Raw genomic sequence first — 17,356 nt, 5'->3', positions numbered from 1 at the left:
TGCAACTGTGTATCTATTATTTTTATAAATTATCTTTTGAAAGAGAGTGGAAACAATGGGTCGTAAGTGGAACAATATTAAAGAAAAGAAAGCGTCTAAAGATCAAAGCACAAGCCGTATTAATGCAAAATTTGGGCGAGAAATTTATGTGGCAGCTAAATCAGGCGAACCAGATCCAGAGTCAAACCGTGCACTTAAAGTAGTGCTTGAACGTGCAAAAACATACAGTGTTCCAAAACATATTATAGAAAAAGCCATCGATAAAGCAAAAGGTGGCGGTGATGAAAACTTTGATGAATTACGTTATGAAGGCTTTGGACCAGCTGGCACAATGATTATCGTGGATGCTTTAACAAACAATGTAAATCGTACAGCATCTGATGTACGTGCAGCATTTGGTAAAAATAACGGGAATATGGGTGTTAGTGGATCTGTAGCTTATATGTTCGATTCAACAGCAGTTATCGGCTTAGAAGGTAAAACGGCTGATGAAGTACTAGAGATTTTAATGGAAGCGGATATTGATGCTCGCGATATTCTAGAAGAAGAAGAAGCGGTTATTATTTATGCAGAACCAGATCAATTCTTTGCGACACAAGAAGCATTGAAGGCTGCGGGCGTAGAAGAATTTACAGTAGCAGAGCTTTCTATGCTTCCTCAAACAGAAGTGACTTTAACTGGCGACGATGTAGCGAAGTTTGAAAAACTAATCGATGCATTAGAAGATTTAGAAGATGTACAAAACGTCTTCCACAATGCAGATTTAGGCGAATAAACAGATCAATAACTTGAGTAAACCAGTAGCATTTAAGCTACTGGTTTTTAATTAGGGGAGGAAAGGAAAACGATGCAGACTGCTTTAGCTATTATTTTATTTTTAGTTACGTTATTTTTTGTCATAGTGCAACCACGAAAACTATCAATTGGCTGGTCGGCCTGTATAGGAGCAGCTATAGCACTATTAATAGGAGTAGTAACCTGGCATGATGTGTTAGAGGTAACTGGAATCGTTTGGAATGCAACGCTATCATTTATTGGCATTATTTTAATTTCACTTATCTTAGATGAAATTGGCTTTTTTGAATGGGCGGCTCTACATATGGCACGACTTGCAAAGGGAAGTGGAATTCGCTTATTTGTTTATATTAGTTGCCTTGGAGCTGTTGTATCGGCTTTGTTTGCTAATGATGGGGGTGCTTTAATACTAACGCCGATCGTTTTAGCGATGGTGAGGAAACTGAACTTGACTGAAAAAATGATCTTTCCATTTATTATTGCAAGTGGTTTTATAGCAGACACAACCTCCTTACCTTTTGTTATTAGCAATTTAACGAATATCGTATCAGCTGATTTTTTTGACATCGGCTTTATAGATTATGCAGTTCATATGGTCGTACCGAATTTCTTTTCGTTAGTGGCAAGTATAGTAGTCCTTTACATTGTTTTTCGTTGTTCCATTCCACGACACTATTCTCTTGAGGCAGTTGAGCAACCAAAGCTGGCAATCCGAGATCCCAAATTATTTTCGATCGCTTGGTTTGTCATTGCGATTCTGTTAGTGGGATTCGTAGCTGGTGAGATTTTACATATCCCTGTATCCTTTATTTTATGTGGGGTCGCTGCTATTTTCTTAGGGCTTGCACAGCGTAGTTCTGTTGTAGATACAAAGAGGGTTGTAAAAGGAGCACCATGGAGTATTGTGTTCTTCTCAATTGGCATGTATGTGGTTGTCTATGGCTTGAAAAATGTAGGGATGACAGGATTGCTAGCAAATTTATTAGAGCAAGCTATACAGCAGGGGTTCGTAGTAGCAACGATGACGATGGGTTTTGTTGCTGCCATTTTGTCTGCTGTCATGAACAATTTACCTACTGTTATGATTGATGCATTAGCAATTTCCGAAACAAGTGCAACAGGCATGATGAAAGAGGGACTGATTTATGCCAATGTAATCGGTACGAATTTAGGTCCAAAAATGACACCGATTGGCTCACTGGCAACATTGCTATGGCTGCATATATTAGCCCAGAAAGGCATTAAAATTAGCTGGGGACAGTATTTTAAAATCGGTGTTATTCTTACCATTCCGACACTGTTCGCCACTTTACTTGCGTTAATTATGTGGATTTGCTTCATATCATAGATTGATTGTCGAAATAGTTAAAAAAATAGTACAATATGTACTATTCATGTTGTTGAAAAAAGATGATGTCAACGGCAGAAAAAGCAACTTTGCAAGGTGAGGGGTTGATTTCCGTTCCGCCAACGTCCTTTCCAGGGGGCGTCCGATGAGCCGCTTCACTCACTTCCGTTCGCTCCAGGGTCTCCTCTGTGACGCTAAATCCCCTAGGAGTGACGCTGGCTCCACTCCAATCAACCATGCTGCAAAGTGTCTTTACTTTTTTCATAGCAGCATAGCGATTAAATCGCTCATTAACTGTATTCTTAGAGGGGATGAGCTCTTATTTTCAATGTGAAGAAGTGAAGCGTGACAACACCCCTCTATAAAGAGTAGTAAACACTTTCACTTTATTTGAAAACCTTTGCTAAAAAGTCAGTGGGTTGAAGTGGAAGGCTACTTGACTCCCGTGGGATAGCGAGACAGGCGAAGCCCTGCACGGAGCGGTAGCGGAGGAAGCGATTCGGCGCTCGCCCACAGGAAAGCAAGTAGCCTGCAACGGAAATCCATTTCTACCTTTCAATTGACTGTTTTGTTTTTCAACACTATGAATAGTACAATATGTACTATTAAGATATTAATATATCAGTATATTAAAGGAGGAAAGTATGCGAGCGACAGGCAAATTAAGCAATAGAATAGTGTTAATGTCATTGGTAATGTTAGTGGCTTTGTTAACTTTTTTCATTATAACAACAATTTATACAGCAAAATCATCTGTTAATAAAACAATGGGAACGCAGGCAGTTGCAGTTGCTGAGAATATTGCAAAACATTTAAATGCAGCTGAATATGAGCAACTCTCAAAGGAACCAAAAGAATCTGAGTTATATTGGCGACTTCGGGAAGAGCTCAACGAATTACGTGAAATAAATGGTGTTCTCTATGCCTATACTTTCGCAGTACCACAGGAAGATAAAAAGGTACGGTTTTTAGTGGACGGTATGCCAGTAGATGACCAAGAAAATGCTGGAGCTATAGGAGACGAGTCTTCTTCCACATACTACAAAGATATTGAAAAAGTAAAAAATACAGGAAGTTATTACTCCGATATTTTACATAGTGATTTTGGAGATTATTTATCTGGTACTGTTCCATTAAAGGATGGGGCAGGGAATATCGTTGCCTTTGTTGGGGTTGATATAGAAGCAACAGAGGTAAGCAGTGTTGCGAATGCAGTATTAACGGCCATTTTACCTGCTTTAATTGTTGTCATATTAGCTTTAACAGGTATTGTTATGTTTATCCTGTATCGTTATATAAATGGAGCATTAAAACCTTTAGCCCACTTAGGAATTGCAGCGCAAAGTTTTGCTCAAGGGGATATTGCTAAGGCAACGATAGAAGTAGAGAAAATACAGTTAAAAGGAACAAATGAAATTACTATATTTGCACATTCCTTTAGAGAATCACTGCAAAAATTAAAAGAAACATTCCATACGATTCAACAACGCACATTTGCCTTACAAAATGTTGTTCAAAAAATTGATGAGACCTCTCAACATGTGGAAGCATCAAACGCTCAAATTGCTGATCGGATTATCGAAATCGCAGCTGGTAGTGAGCAACAGCAGCAAAACAATCAAGAGGTTGTATTGACTATGGATGAGATGTCGATTGGTATTCAACGACTAGCTGATACAACTTCAGAAATTGCAGAGTCATCATCAGCTATGACAGGGTTGGTTGAAACAAGTGTTAGCCATTCTCAAGAAGTTGTCTCTCAAATTCAGAATGTGGAATCTTCTGTTTTACGTACGGCTAATCATGTCGAGGAAATGGGTGAAAAGTTCCGATCGATTGAAGAGATGGTGTCGATCATTACGAGCATTGCGGATCAAACAAACTTACTTGCTTTAAATGCTGCGATTGAAGCAGCAAGAGCAGGAGAAGCTGGAAAAGGATTTGCAGTCGTAGCGGATGAAGTGCGTAAGCTTGCAGAGATGTCTAAAGCATCAGCTGACGAAATACACATGCATTTAGAAAGCTTTAAGAAGATAACTGATCGAGCGTTACAAGAGATGTCTAGCAGTACGATAGATGTACAAGCAGGCAATAAAGCAGTACAACATATAGGTGTAAGTCTTGAGAAAATATTGCAGTCTGTTCTTGAGGTGAATAATAAAATTCAAGATGATTCTGCTGTGATTGAAGAAATGTCAGCAGGCTCTGAGGAAGTATTAGCTACTACCGAGCAGATGAATGCTATTGCGAAGCATAGTGTACTAGGAACAAAGGAAGTAGCAACTGCCTCCGATTTACAAGTATCTATGGTTTCTGAATTAAATGAAGTTGTAACAATATTAGATCAAACAACGAAAGAGGTTATAGAAACGATTAATACATTTAAATTATGATAATCTTAAAACTATTTTTCTATAAGCGTACGCCTTGTGGAAAAATAGTTTTTAAAATTTTTGACCATTAAAATATTACTAGTGGTTAGCATAAAAGTATTGAAATGAACCAGATTAAGGGAAATTAGAAAATAATTTGTGCTTTACCCATTGTGAAAACTTTCAAACCATAACATAATATAAAGTAATATATTGTTGAACGAAGAAAATAAGGGGGTTAAAGTATGAGGTTTTTACGTTCAATACAAGGGAAATTGATTATTATATCATTAGCACTACTAATTATTCCAAGTTTGATTATTGGTATAGTTAGTTATGGTAAGGCGAAGAAAGGTATGGAGGATATAGGGGAGCAGGTTCTTTACAATAGTGTTGAATCCGCTTTGCAATTAATCGAGCTTGCAAATGAGAGTGTTGAAAAAGGTGACGTTCCTTTAGCAGTTGCACAGGAACGAGTACGTGAAGCGTTTCTTGGTCCGAAAGGTAGTGATGGAAAACGGCCTATTAATTATCCTGGTGATTTAGGGGAATATGGCTATATCTACGTTTTGGATGATAAGGGAACATTAACAACACATCCAACCCGAGAAGGGGATAATCTTTGGAACGATCAAGATAGTAGTGGGAATTACTTTATTCGAGAAGTAACTGAAAAGGCACTTGATGGTGGTGGTTTTACACAATATGAATTTGAACTACCAGGTCAGGATGTCTTAGCAGATAAAATTATTTATTCTGAGAAAGATCCACACTGGGGATGGATTATTGCATCAGGTACATACATGCAGGATTTTAATGCAGAGGCAAATTCTTTATTGTTAGTAATTGGTCTGACATTAGTTGGTGCCATCATTATTGGAACGATTGTTGTCATTCTAGTATCAAGACATCTGGCATTACCAGTTCAGAAATTATCAAAACGCGTGCGTGAAGTAGCGAAGGGAAATTTAACAGTAGATATTGAGCACTTACAGCGTTCAGATGAAATTGGACAGTTAAATGAGGGCTTTAATGAAATGGTAAATCAACTTAAAACGCTCATTTCAGATGTGGAGGAAGCAATTGTAGAAATACAATCGACATCAGCGAATTTAACTGCAGTAGCTGAAGAGACAAATGCCTATGGTGATGAAATCGTCAAAGCAATTAATGAAGTATCCAAAGGTGCAGTCAAGCAAGCATCTGATGCAGAGGATACAAACCGAACAGCTATCGAGTTTGCGCAGCAAATTGAAGGTTTGCATGATAAAAATGAATTAATGTCGGATGCATCACAGCATATGAAAAAATCAAATGAAGAAGGCCTAGTTAATCTAGACAGCTTAAAGGATAAATCACGGGAGTCTTCAAATCTTATTCAGAATATTCAGTCTGTGTTTGGTAGCTTAATTGTCAAGGTGCGTGAAATTGAAGGCATCGTGGGGACAATTACGGAGATTTCAGATCAAACGAATTTACTTGCACTTAACGCCTCTATTGAAGCAGCAAGAGCGGGTGAGCATGGTAAGGGATTCGCAGTTGTTGCGGAAGAAGTACGTAAACTTGCTGATCAAACATCTGTAGCGACTGAGCTAGTACGCACGACGCTAAAGGGCATTGAAAGTGAAACAAACTTAGTCAATGATGAGATGCAGAAAACCCATATCATTGTACGTCAACAAAACGATTCTGTCGTGGTAACAGAATCATCCTTTAAAGAAATTAAATTGGCTGTTGAAAAAATAATAGCCATCATAGGAGATACGACAGAGAGTGTTGAATATTTAAATAGCTCCAAAAATGATATTATGCAATCGATTGAAAGCATTGCGATGATTAGTGAAAAGAATGCTGCTGCGTCTGAAGAGGTAACAGCATCTGTAGATGAGCAACAGCGAGCGATTCAACTCGTTAGCGAATCTTCCAATGATTTAACCGATGAAATATCAGCCTTACAGGAGTCTATTAAACGGTTTATATTGAGATAATCGTTCAGGGTGCTTGGTCAACAAGCATCCTTTTCTTTTTATCATCGTTAATAAAAGGTAAAGGAGGAATGATTTGTGAGAAGATGGTTGATGACAGTTGGTGTTATTCTAGTCGGTATAGGAATCGTTCTTTATATTTGGCTGGGAAAAGAAATAGATCAGGGTGTAGAACCTAATGCCAACGGTTCAGCTGATTATTTGATTATATTGGGGGCAAAAGTAAAGCCAGGTGGGGTGCCATCGCTTTCATTAAAAAGTAGATTAGAGGTGGCTGTTCCATACTTAACAAAATACCCACATGTTAAGGTCATTGTGTCAGGTGGACAAGGCCCTGATGAAGATCGAACAGAGGCATCTGTAATGCAAGACTATTTGGAACAGCATGGCATCGATGCTACAAGAATTATCATAGAGGATCAATCTACATCTACTTATGAAAATTTAGTATTCTCTAAAGAATTATTACCAAAAGAGACAAAGAAAATTACCATCGTTTCTAATGACTTTCATTTGAAACGTGCAAAATATCTTGCTGAAACTTTAAAGTTTGAAGTAGATGTCCTATCAGCAAAAACACCAAAATCAGTAGAAGCGAAATTAAGAATAAGAGAAAGAGCTGCGTTATTAAAAACATATATTGTGGGCTATTAAAACAATAACACCTTTGATTAAGGAACAGCTTCTTTCTCAAAAAAAAATCATCACAACAGAATAGAGATAATTGTTTCTTAATAGATTCCATTTGGCATATAATAGAAATATTACGGGGTATAGGACAGAAAGAGGGGACTTTAATGACAACGTTTAAAGAATATCAATACAGCCGTCCAAATGTGGCATCGATGAAAGAGCAACAATTAGCACTCATTGAGCAATTTAAACAAGCACAGTCGATGGACGAGCAAAGTAATATCATTGAAAAGCACAATGCAATTAGTAATGACTTTGCGACAATGGCTAATTTAGTATACATTCGTGCTTCAATCGATACGAACGATGAATTTTATCAAGCAGAACGTGATTATTTCGATGAAGTAGGTCCTGAGCTAGAAGAAGTCACGACAGAATACTATAAAGCATTAATTGATTCACCGTTCCGTGAACAATTAGAAGAAAAATGGGGCCAACAATTATTTGATCTAGCAACTTATCAAATTAAAGGCTTCTCACCGGCAGTTATTGATCTGATGCAAAAAGAAAACAGACTTGTTTCTGAGTACAATAAGCTTGTTGCTTCTGCACAAATTGACTTTAATGGGGAGACATTAACGCTTGCTCAACTTGGTCCGTTTGCAGAGTCAACTGATCGAGAAACACGTAAGGCAGCAACGGATGCTCGTTTTGGCTTCTTTGCAAAGCATGAAGATGAATTCGATCGTTTATATGACGAACTTGTCAAGGTACGCCATGAAATTGCGATTAAACTTGGCTATAACAACTATGTTGAACTGGGCTATATTCGCATGAATCGTATTGATTACAATGCTGATATGGTTAAAAAATTCCGTGATCAGGTTCGTGATTTAATTGTGCCTGTTGCAACAAAGCTATACGAGCGTCAGGCAAAGCGAATTGGCATTGAAGATTTTAAATTTTATGATGAAGCACTTAACTTCTTATCAGGTAATGCTACACCAAAAGGGAATCCAGAGTGGATTGTAGCAAACGGTAAAAAAATGTATGAGGAGCTCTCACCTGAAACAGGAGAATTCTTCAATTTCATGATTGATCATGACTTAATGGATCTAGTAGCGAAGAAAGGGAAAGAAAGTGGCGGTTATTGTACGTTTATTGAAAACTATCATTCCCCATTCATTTTCTCAAACTTTAATGGTACTTCAGGTGACATCGATGTATTAACACATGAAGCTGGACATGCTTTCCAAGTTTATTCAAGCCGTGACATTGGCATTCCTGAGTATTTATGGCCAACCTACGAATCTTGTGAAATTCACTCGATGAGTATGGAATTCTTCACATGGCCTTGGATGGAGCTGTTCTTTGAAGGTGATACAGAGAAATATAAATTTACACATTTAAGTAGCGGTCTTCTATTCTTACCATATGGTGTGGCAGTAGATGAGTTCCAGCATGTTATTTATGAAAATCCAACAATGACACCTGCTGAACGTAAAGCTGCATGGAAAAAAATTGAGGAAACATATTTACCACACCGTGACTATGATCATAACAGCTACTTAGAGGCTGGGGGCATTTGGCAACGTCAAGCTCACATTTATGCAAGCCCGTTCTACTATATCGATTACACGTTAGCACAAATCTGTGCCTTCCAGTTCTGGAAACGTTCACGTGAAGAATTTGAAGCGGCTTGGAAAGACTATATCCACCTTTGTGGTTTAGGTGGCTCCATGTCCTTTACAAAGCTTGTAAAAGAGGCAGGCTTAATCTCACCATTTGAGGATGGCTGTGTTGAATCGGTTATTGGAGAAATTGAGGCATTCTTAAATTCAATAGATGATTCTTCTCTATAATGGATTACTTAAATTCGTTTCACTTCCACGATAACTATTGTGGAAGTGAGCGAATTTTTTAGTTTGTCAGAGGAGTTCTGTAAAAAAATACTAGGATACTTGCGAAATGGTTAATATATCAGTAGTATTTTCAGTAACTGCAATTAAAGGAAGTGAATGAAAGTGACGAGGAAAGTTTGGTTTCAAGTAGGGGTAGGGATACTACTTACACTACTAATCATTAAATATTTTATAGAAATTCATTGGATTTTTTCACCACTTGTCATCATATTGAAAGCCATTTTTGTGCCTTTACTACTTGGTGGTGTTCTCTATTATGTGACTGAGCCGATTCAGAGGTTTTTAGAAAAACGTAGGTTTCCTAGATGGGGAAGTATATTGACGATTTTGTTCGGACTAATAGCAATGGTAGGCGTTTTTGGCTGGATTATTGGTAACCCGATTGCCGAGCAGGTCAATAAATTAGTGAAGAATGCCCCTATGATTAGTACAAGTATTAGTACGAGCATTCAGCAACTAACAGACTATGTAACGCAAAATAAGGATAACTTCCCCCAGCAATTAAATGATGTTATCAAAAAAATGGCGAATTCGGTACAAGATATTGCAGTAGTGACGAGTAAAGGATTTGTGGCCTTTTTACAATCCATTGTATCTGTGTCGTTATTAGCCATTTTAATCCCATTCTTCTTTATTTTTATGCTGAAGGATCATGAGAAGTTTGCTCCATCCATCTATAAATACTTCAGTGGTGAACGTCAGCAATGGGTAAAGAAAACGTTAAGTGAAATTGATGATGTATTACGTACTTATATTCAGGGCCAACTGCAAATTAGTTTTTTATTAGCACTTATAATGTATGTAGGCTATTTAATTATCGGATTGGACTATTCGTTATTGCTAGTGATTTTTGCATTCTTTATGAATATGATTCCGTTTATTGGGCCTTGGATTGCCTTTGCACCAGCTCTGATTGTGGCCGTTATTCAAGATCCGATTTTAGTGGTTTGGGTATCCGTTGTGACGCTAGTTGCGCAGCAAATAGACAGCAACTTTATTACACCTAATGTCATGGGGAAATCACTTGATATTCATCCGCTTACCGTTATTACAATTATTTTAGCGGCAGGTAATATAGCAGGTTTTATTGGTATTATTATCGCTGTGCCATTTTATGCAGTCTTAAAGGTTATCGTATCCAATATTTATGATCAACGTAATGCGATTAAGAAAAAAGCGACGAAGTCAGTATAGGAGTCGAAACAATGGAACAAGAAATTGTAAAGGTATTTAATGAACAGCATGAGCAAATTGGGACAGCTACGAGAGCAGAAGTGCATGAAAAAGGGCTTTGGCATGAGACTTTCCATTGCTGGCTTGTCAATGAGGACTATATTTATTTTCAAGTACGGAGTTCACAGAAAAAGGATTATCCGGGGTTACTCGATATTACGGCAGCAGGACATCTTTTAGCGATTGAGACAGTAGAGTCAGGTATTCGAGAAGTGAAAGAAGAATTGGGACTCAATATTGATGTCCATGAAGTTGTTAAAATGGGCATGACCTCTTGTAGTATCGTTTCTGAAAATATGATCGACAATGAATTTTGCCATGTCTACATATACCCTTTCAAGCATGATTGGGATTCCTTTGCTTTACAGTATGAGGAAGTATCAGGCGTAGTAAGAGCGAGGCTAAATGAGGCGGAGGCTTTCTTTTTAGGAGAAACGACGACACTGAATATTGAAGGGTATGAATATTTCCCTGATGGTCAACGTGTGAGAATTGTCAGACCAGTCGGTACCGCACAATTTGTTCCTTATCGGGAATTGTATGTAGCACAGGTGATAAAATTCACACGTGAAAAAATATTTAATCAAACCTCATAAGCTTAAATAGGATAAGCTATACTATTAGCTTGTCCTATTTTCTTGCGCAAAAATGATTTAGAAACGACATGATATAATAGGAAAAAATGAGTTATACTGTTAGATAGATTGTAAAGAAAAGGAGCATTTTTTATATGCTAACATTTGAACAAAAACAAGCGATTATTGAATCGTTTTCTGAGCTAACAAAAAAGGAAATTTCTTTAAAGCGCCTAAATTATCACTATATGGATAGTCTTTACGAAAAGACGATTGTAGTTGAAAAATTACACCCAAATGGCAATGGCTTTGTCTTTGTTGGAGATTTATTGCGCTACGAGAACGAGGCTAATGATAAAGGATTAGTAAATATCCGTGATTATGATGAACAACAACTTCGTGAAATTATTGAAGACGCTATGCAATATTTATCTGAAGAAGTAGAAGAGCAGGAGCCGATTGTAGAGATTTGGCATAGCCGAGATGGTAGTCAATTACAGCTAGCTTTTGAGCAACGTTCTTGGAATGTGTATCATGGAGACAATCTTGAAGAGGCATTTGGTACGTATGAGGCTGCGAAGGAATATTTACTCGAAGAAGGCTTTCGTACAAAGAAATAAGAAATACGGGGGATCATGATAGATGAACGGAAAAAAATTAGTGGGAATTGTTATTGTTGTTGTGATTGCGGCATGTTTATTTTCAGTTTATACCATTACTAATTTTTATAAAAACCACGAAGAGCAGCCAAATAGTGAAAATCGTGAAATTAATAAGTCAAAGAGCTTGAATTTAATTTTGCCACAGGCTACAATTATCTCGAATTCAAGATAATTGAGAGGTGACTGTCAGTGCAACATATTTATTATAAAGGAACAGACGAAACGAAACCGACATTATTATTGCTACATGGTACAGGTGGTAATGAAGAAAGTCTTATTGGACTGGCAAAAGAAATAGATGAAACAGCTAATATTTTAAGTGTTCGTGGGAATGTACTTGAGCATGGAATGCCACGATTTTTCCGCCGATTAGCGGAAGGTGTCTTTGATATTGAAGATTTAATCTTTCGTACAAAGGAGCTTCATGAATTTTTACAGACGTCAGCACAGCAATATGGCTTTGATCGCCAACGAATTGTAGCAATAGGTTATTCGAATGGTGCTAATATTGCAGCAAGCTTATTATTCCATTATGACGATGCTTTAGCAGGAGCTATTTTACACCATCCAATGGTACCAAGACGTGGTATCGAATTACCGCAACTTTCTTCAACACCTGTGTTTATCGGTGCGGGCTCGAATGATCCGATGTGTAAAGCACAGGAATCTGAGGATTTAGAAACACTTTTAAGTTCGGCAGGCGCAACGGTAACGACGAAATGGTTTAATTTTGGTCATCAACTAACAATGCCTGAAGTACAAGCAGCAAAAGAATGGTATAACAGCATCTACGCTTAATTGAAAAATCCGCTTCCTTTTATCAAGGAGGCGGATTTTCATTATGTTATTTACTTTTCTTCGAGAATGGTAGCCACCAGTTCCAATCGCCAAATAGCTTCATAAGACTAGGTACAAGCATAAGACGAATAATTGTTGCATCAATAGCAACAGCAATGGCGATACCCACACCAATTTGCTTCACAGGCATCACATCAGTAAAGGCAAATGCACCTGTAATAACAATCATGATAAGCGCTGCCGATGTAATAATACGGCTTGTGGAGGTCAGTCCATCAATTGTTGCGCGCGTATTGTCGGAGCCCTTTAAATATTCCTCTTGGATACGAGAAATTAAAAAGACTTCGTAGTCCATACTTAAGCCAAATACAAGACAAAAAACAATAACTGGAATGATCAGTACAATGGAGCCTGCTTCTATACCAAAATGTCCATATTGGAAAATATAAACGAGTATACCGAATGCAGATGAAAGCCCAATAATGTTCATAATGATCGCCTTTAACGGAATTAAGATAGAACGGAATGCCAACATTAAAATAAAGAATGTGGATACGATAATAATCGCTATAGCCAAAACAATTTTATTAGCAATTTCATCAAAGATTTCTTGGTTGAATTTAGCTGGCCCTCCAAGTGCAAAATCCACGCCTAGGTCTTTGTCCATCCATGTTCGAGCAAATTTTTGAGCTGTAGAGGAAGAACCTGCTGCATCAATTGTGATTGGGACAAATAGCTGGGTATCCTTCGAGAAGGAATTAATAACAGGTTCTAATTGTTCAGCAACCTGTGGAATAGCTAAAGAAGCAGCAAGCTCCTCAGGTGTTTGAATGTTAGCAGCTGTATATATAGTTGAAACATTAGTCACTAACGGGTCCTTTAATAGCTTTTCTTGAATAGAATAAATTAGCTCTCTACCTTCAGTATCCTCCCAGCCATCTTTTCGTTCAGCCAATAAATATAATGTAGAGGATTCACCTAGTCCAAATGTTTCATCTAATTTATCGTATGCTGCACGTGCATCATATTTCGTTGGTAAGGAGTCCACCTGTGGAATCGTTAATTGGATATCCTTTAAAGGAATCATGCCAATGCCAAGTAACAATAATGCTGAAATCACTATAGCTACCGGATGTTTCATGACAAAACCTGCAAAGCCGCGCCAACGATTTGCGCCACCTGGTTTAACACGGATTAAGCGCCATTTATTAAGTCTATCTCCTAACAGCATCATTGTGGCAGGAAGTAATGTTAAGCCAGAAAGAACGGCTAATAGGACGACTATAGTGCCTCCTAGGGCGATATTATGAAAAATTTCTACATCAATGACAATCATCGCACCTAAGCCAATCATGACACAGACTGCGGAGAAAATGATAGAACGTCCTGCTGTTTGTATAGCAGTTTGAATGGCTTGTGCAATAGAAGTATGAGCGCGTTCTTCTCGGTAACGATTGATAAACAGCAACGCAAAATCAATGCTTAAAGCCAGCCCAAGCATTGGGACAATATTTAAGACGAAAATAGATAAATTTACATTCGCACTAAGTAGCGTCATGATACCAAAGGCTGTAACCACTGTTACAACACCAATGATAATTGGTAAAATAGAAGCTACAACTGTACCAAAAGCTAATAAGAGAATCACGATGGCAATGGGCAATCCAATGGCTTCAGCTGATGCTAAATCCTTTTGACTGGCTGTATTTATGTCAGAAGAAATAACAGGCCCTCCGGTAATACTAACACCGTCTTTTTCAATTAATGAACGGAATTCCTCCACAATATCAGGGAGGTTCTCCACGTCATTTTTTAAATGAACCATAGCATAGGCAATGCCATCTTTCTGTAAAGAGGAGTCTTCTAAGGGTGATTGGATTGAATGGATCTCTTTTATGCTATCTAATTTTTTTAACGTGTCTTCAATTTTCTGATCATTAGCTGGATCAAAGACAACCAAAATCGTATCAGATGGTAGATCAAATTTTTCTGCTAGCTCATTGGTAACATAGGTATGATCGGCTTCAACAAAAAAACCATCACCTTGAAGTTTGCCTGGAAGCTGTAAAGCAAAGTACGCCATCGCTAGAAAAATAATAAGCCATATGGCTACGATTGCTTTCGCATGTGCTGTAATAAAAGCTGAAAAAGTTTTCATAGTTGTTTATACATCCCCCTTTTCAATTAGTGTAAAGGATGTGTCACATTTTGTCGTGTGACAAAGTAAAGACTCCCATCCATTTTGTGGACGGGAGTCTTGTTGTTAAAAGAATAATGATAATACAAAATAAATAACAGATGCCATAACGGCTGAAATGGGCATTGTAATAACCCAAGTAGTAACAATCTTACGAGCCATACCCCAGTTTACACCACGTACACGCTGTGCTGAACCAACACCCATAATGGATGAAGAAATAACATGTGTTGTTGATACTGGTAAGTGAATTAATGTAGCGCCAAAAATAACAGTAGCTGATGCTAAATCTGCCGCAACACCATTAACAGGACGGATTTTCATAATCTTACCGCCAACCGTTTTAATGATTTTATAACCACCAATTGAGGTACCTAGACCCATTGCTGTTGCTGCCGCAGCACGTACCCAGAAAGGTATTTCATCCCCAGTATGCAAGCCACCAGCGATTAAAGCCATCGTCATAATTCCCATTGCTTTTTGCGCATCATTTGTACCATGAGTGAACGATTGGATGGCAGCAGTGAAAATTTGCATTGTGCGGAAACCTTTATTTGTTCGATATAAATTTAAATTTTTAAACCATATTTTAAAAAGTGTCATCATAATAAAACCTGCACAAATAGCAAGTAAAGGTGAAAACACTAACGCCATAATGATTTTAGTAAAGCCGCCATAGTTTAACACATTGAAACCAGCTGACGCGATAGCAGCACCAGCAATAGACCCAATCAATGTGTGTGAAGAGCTGGAGGGAATACCGAAATACCATGTCAGTAAATTCCAAATAATAGCGGAAATTAATGCAGCTAAAATAACGACTGAGCCTGTCGTGTCACCTTCAAAAGCATTTAAAGCAAAAGGGTCTACAATATCTTTTGTTAGAGCTTTCGCAACCCCTACAAAGGTGATAGCACCGATAAAGTTCATAGTTGCGGCCATGATGATTGCCGTGCGAGGCGGCAATGCTCTAGTAGAAACCGAAGTTGCGATAGCATTTGCTGTATCATGGAAGCCATTGATAAAGTCAAATGTTAGGGCAAAGATGACGACCAGTACGGTTAATATAATGATTGTGTTCATTGTAAAGTGCCCATCTCCTAATTATGCGTTACGCATGATAATTGTTTCCATAGTATTTGCTACGTTTTGACAATGATCAGCGATATCTTCAAGTTGTTCATAAATATCCTTAAATTTAATGAGGCGGATTGGATCCTTTTCATTTAAAAATAACTTCTTAATAGAAGTACGTTGTACCTCATCACATTCACGTTCATAGTCTTTAATAAGAATTGCGTGCGGACGCATGCCAATTAGATTCTTTTTCTTTAACTCTTCTGTCGCTTTGACTATTTCATCAGCACTTTTTGAAATAAATCCTAAGAAAATGCGCATAGATTCATCAATCTCAGTGAGCGAAAACATTTCAAAGTGCGCAATACAGTGTTCTGTACCATCTAAAACATCATCCATACGAATGGCAAGCTCTAAAATATCCTCACGTTCAATAGGTGTCATGAATGATTTGTTTAACATTACAATCAGTTCATGAATAAGCTTATCACCAGCAGTTTCGTAATTTTTCATTGTAATGCTAATCTCTTTTAGGTCAGCCACACTGTTAATACGAAAATCATTTGCGTAATGTACAGCCTCTCTCATATTTTCAGCAATTTTATGCAATGTAATAAAGAAAGGGTCTTGTTTTTTTGAGTTAAGCATGTGAATCGAATCCTCCTGGATATAAATAAATTAATCGACCTCTAAACTTTACTATCATAACAAAATCTTTAATTTATCTACATAAAAATTTTATATTCGACACGAAAATTTACATTCCTGTAATATACAATTCGTTCACAAAAAATGAGATGGTCAAGCTGTATTTATTTTTATAGGTACAGATAAAACCTTGTTATAATGGGCAATTTTTCTATAAAGGTGGCTTATTAGTACAGATAAAGCCACAAAAAATGATAAATAAAAATAAAAATAGCGAGTTTGAATTGTAAAGGTAATGTAAATTCGTTTGGAGACCAAAAGAGTACCTTCTTATTCTTAAGAATATCTTCATTTTTATCCTCTCTCTTTATTAAGAATTGTTTTCTACAATGAAAATGAATGAGAAAGGAGCGTTTATTAGCAAATGATTCAAGTTGAAAACTTACAGCATACATTTTTAATTGGAAAACGAGGGAAGGAAAAGCAAGTGCCAGTATTGAAAGGTGTGAACTTTGAGGTCAATAAAGGAGAAATTGTTGCCATTGTAGGTAAAAGTGGCTCAGGAAAATCGACTTTATTACAAGTTTTAGCTGGTTTTATGAAAGCTGAACAGGGCTCTATTAAAGTAAATGGAAAGGAAACAGCCCGTCTAACTGAAACAGAAAGTGCTGCCTTCCGTTTACGTCAATTCGGTTTTATTTTTCAAAACTTTCAATTGATGCCTGGTTTAACGGCATTCGAAAATATTGAATTACCTTTAAAGCTACAGGGTTTGCGTAAGGCTATGCGCAAAGAAAAAGTAAAAAAATTAATGGACAAGGTTGGTTTGACAGAAGTAGCAGACCATTATCCAAATGAATTGTCAGGTGGACAGCAACAGCGTGTCAGCATTGCACGAGCCCTTATTACAAATCCTCCCATATTACTTGCAGATGAGCCAACAGGGAGTCTCGATTCAGAAACCGAGCAGGATATCTTACTGCTCATTCAAAGTTTAAATCGTGAATTAGGGCTAACGTTTGTCATTATAACGCACGATGAAGAAGTAGCTACTATCGCACATAAACGCTTCCGCATGTACGATGGAGAACTTGTAAAGGAGGAAGCTTAA

Annotated in this window: 15 protein-coding genes; 12 read left to right on the top strand and 3 right to left on the bottom strand. The window is 37.5% G+C overall.

The window, feature by feature from the left end; translation table 11 throughout:
- Positions 1 to 55: 55 nt before the first annotated feature.
- The 11 genes from JTI58_RS06565 (at position 56) to JTI58_RS06515 (ending at position 12,323) form a co-directional block, all read left to right on the top strand.
- Positions 56 to 775: a YebC/PmpR family DNA-binding transcriptional regulator gene (locus JTI58_RS06565; RefSeq protein ID WP_016992915.1), complete on the top strand. Its 720-nt coding sequence runs from the start codon at positions 56 to 58 to the stop codon at positions 773 to 775.
- Between the two features lie 72 nt (positions 776 to 847).
- Positions 848 to 2,143, top strand: coding sequence for an arsenic transporter (locus tag JTI58_RS06560; protein ID WP_205445961.1), 1,296 nt, complete (start codon positions 848 to 850; stop codon positions 2,141 to 2,143).
- Between the two features lie 644 nt (positions 2,144 to 2,787).
- Positions 2,788 to 4,536 carry a methyl-accepting chemotaxis protein gene (locus tag JTI58_RS06555; RefSeq protein ID WP_205445960.1) on the top strand — a complete coding sequence of 583 codons (1,749 nt, stop codon included), beginning with the start codon at positions 2,788 to 2,790 and terminating at the stop codon, positions 4,534 to 4,536.
- Between the two features lie 224 nt (positions 4,537 to 4,760).
- On the top strand, positions 4,761 to 6,503 hold the full coding sequence (locus tag JTI58_RS06550; RefSeq protein ID WP_205445959.1) for a methyl-accepting chemotaxis protein: 1,743 nt from the start codon (positions 4,761 to 4,763) through the stop codon (positions 6,501 to 6,503).
- 90 nt (positions 6,504 to 6,593) lie between these two features.
- Complete coding sequence (locus JTI58_RS06545) at positions 6,594 to 7,154, top strand: YdcF family protein (protein WP_205447166.1); 561 nt, start codon at positions 6,594 to 6,596, stop codon at positions 7,152 to 7,154.
- A 143-nt stretch (positions 7,155 to 7,297) separates the two neighbouring features.
- Positions 7,298 to 8,995, top strand: a complete 1,698-nt coding sequence (locus JTI58_RS06540) for a M3 family oligoendopeptidase (RefSeq protein ID WP_205445958.1) — start codon at positions 7,298 to 7,300, stop codon at positions 8,993 to 8,995.
- A gap of 156 nt (positions 8,996 to 9,151) precedes the next feature.
- The gene (locus JTI58_RS06535) at positions 9,152 to 10,249 is read left to right on the top strand and encodes an AI-2E family transporter (RefSeq protein WP_205445957.1); all 1,098 of its coding nucleotides are present in this window, start codon (positions 9,152 to 9,154) and stop codon (positions 10,247 to 10,249) included.
- 11 nt (positions 10,250 to 10,260) lie between these two features.
- Entirely contained in the window at positions 10,261 to 10,884 is a 624-nt protein-coding gene (locus JTI58_RS06530) for an NUDIX hydrolase (protein WP_036079462.1), read from the top strand.
- A 134-nt stretch (positions 10,885 to 11,018) separates the two neighbouring features.
- Positions 11,019 to 11,483: a hypothetical protein gene (locus JTI58_RS06525; RefSeq protein ID WP_205445956.1), complete on the top strand. Its 465-nt coding sequence runs from the start codon at positions 11,019 to 11,021 to the stop codon at positions 11,481 to 11,483.
- A 22-nt stretch (positions 11,484 to 11,505) separates the two neighbouring features.
- Positions 11,506 to 11,697, top strand: a complete 192-nt coding sequence (locus JTI58_RS06520; protein ID WP_205445955.1) for a hypothetical protein — start codon at positions 11,506 to 11,508, stop codon at positions 11,695 to 11,697.
- 17 nt (positions 11,698 to 11,714) lie between these two features.
- Positions 11,715 to 12,323: an alpha/beta hydrolase gene (locus JTI58_RS06515; protein WP_205445954.1), complete on the top strand. Its 609-nt coding sequence runs from the start codon at positions 11,715 to 11,717 to the stop codon at positions 12,321 to 12,323.
- A gap of 46 nt (positions 12,324 to 12,369) precedes the next feature.
- On the opposite strand, the gene JTI58_RS06510 is transcribed toward JTI58_RS06515, so the two are convergent.
- The 3 genes from JTI58_RS06510 to JTI58_RS06500 form a co-directional block, all read right to left on the bottom strand.
- The gene (locus tag JTI58_RS06510; RefSeq protein WP_205445953.1) at positions 12,370 to 14,481 is read right to left on the bottom strand and encodes an MMPL family transporter; all 2,112 of its coding nucleotides are present in this window, start codon (positions 14,479 to 14,481) and stop codon (positions 12,370 to 12,372) included.
- A gap of 105 nt (positions 14,482 to 14,586) precedes the next feature.
- On the bottom strand, positions 14,587 to 15,603 hold the full coding sequence (locus JTI58_RS06505; protein ID WP_205445952.1) for an inorganic phosphate transporter: 1,017 nt from the start codon (positions 15,601 to 15,603) through the stop codon (positions 14,587 to 14,589).
- 21 nt (positions 15,604 to 15,624) lie between these two features.
- Positions 15,625 to 16,245 (bottom strand): DUF47 domain-containing protein, encoded by a 621-nt coding sequence (locus JTI58_RS06500; protein WP_205445951.1) that lies wholly within the window; start codon positions 16,243 to 16,245, stop codon positions 15,625 to 15,627.
- Between the two features lie 424 nt (positions 16,246 to 16,669).
- On the opposite strand from JTI58_RS06500, the gene JTI58_RS06495 reads away from it, so the two are divergent.
- Positions 16,670 to 17,356, top strand: a complete 687-nt coding sequence (locus JTI58_RS06495; RefSeq protein WP_205445950.1) for an ABC transporter ATP-binding protein — start codon at positions 16,670 to 16,672, stop codon at positions 17,354 to 17,356.

This window comes from Lysinibacillus fusiformis (genome assembly GCF_016925635.1).
GTDB classification, from domain to species: Bacteria; Bacillota; Bacilli; order Bacillales_A; family Planococcaceae; genus Lysinibacillus; species Lysinibacillus fusiformis_F.
Note: the sequence above shows the minus strand (reverse complement) of the source record. Positions and strands in the feature narration are given on the sequence as shown.

Coding starts and splice junctions, on each gene's coding strand:
- JTI58_RS06565 (WP_016992915.1), top strand. CDS start 56: ATGGGTCGTAAGTGGAACAATATTAAAGAAAAGAAAGCGTCTAAAGAT.
- JTI58_RS06560 (WP_205445961.1), top strand. CDS start 848: ATGCAGACTGCTTTAGCTATTATTTTATTTTTAGTTACGTTATTTTTT.
- JTI58_RS06555 (WP_205445960.1), top strand. CDS start 2,788: ATGCGAGCGACAGGCAAATTAAGCAATAGAATAGTGTTAATGTCATTG.
- JTI58_RS06550 (WP_205445959.1), top strand. CDS start 4,761: ATGAGGTTTTTACGTTCAATACAAGGGAAATTGATTATTATATCATTA.
- JTI58_RS06545 (WP_205447166.1), top strand. CDS start 6,594: ATGACAGTTGGTGTTATTCTAGTCGGTATAGGAATCGTTCTTTATATT.
- JTI58_RS06540 (WP_205445958.1), top strand. CDS start 7,298: ATGACAACGTTTAAAGAATATCAATACAGCCGTCCAAATGTGGCATCG.
- JTI58_RS06535 (WP_205445957.1), top strand. CDS start 9,152: ATGAAAGTGACGAGGAAAGTTTGGTTTCAAGTAGGGGTAGGGATACTA.
- JTI58_RS06530 (WP_036079462.1), top strand. CDS start 10,261: ATGGAACAAGAAATTGTAAAGGTATTTAATGAACAGCATGAGCAAATT.
- JTI58_RS06525 (WP_205445956.1), top strand. CDS start 11,019: ATGCTAACATTTGAACAAAAACAAGCGATTATTGAATCGTTTTCTGAG.
- JTI58_RS06520 (WP_205445955.1), top strand. CDS start 11,506: ATGAACGGAAAAAAATTAGTGGGAATTGTTATTGTTGTTGTGATTGCG.
- JTI58_RS06510 (WP_205445953.1), bottom strand. CDS start 14,481: ATGAAAACTTTTTCAGCTTTTATTACAGCACATGCGAAAGCAATCGTA.
- JTI58_RS06505 (WP_205445952.1), bottom strand. CDS start 15,603: ATGAACACAATCATTATATTAACCGTACTGGTCGTCATCTTTGCCCTA.
- JTI58_RS06500 (WP_205445951.1), bottom strand. CDS start 16,245: ATGCTTAACTCAAAAAAACAAGACCCTTTCTTTATTACATTGCATAAA.
- JTI58_RS06495 (WP_205445950.1), top strand. CDS start 16,670: ATGATTCAAGTTGAAAACTTACAGCATACATTTTTAATTGGAAAACGA.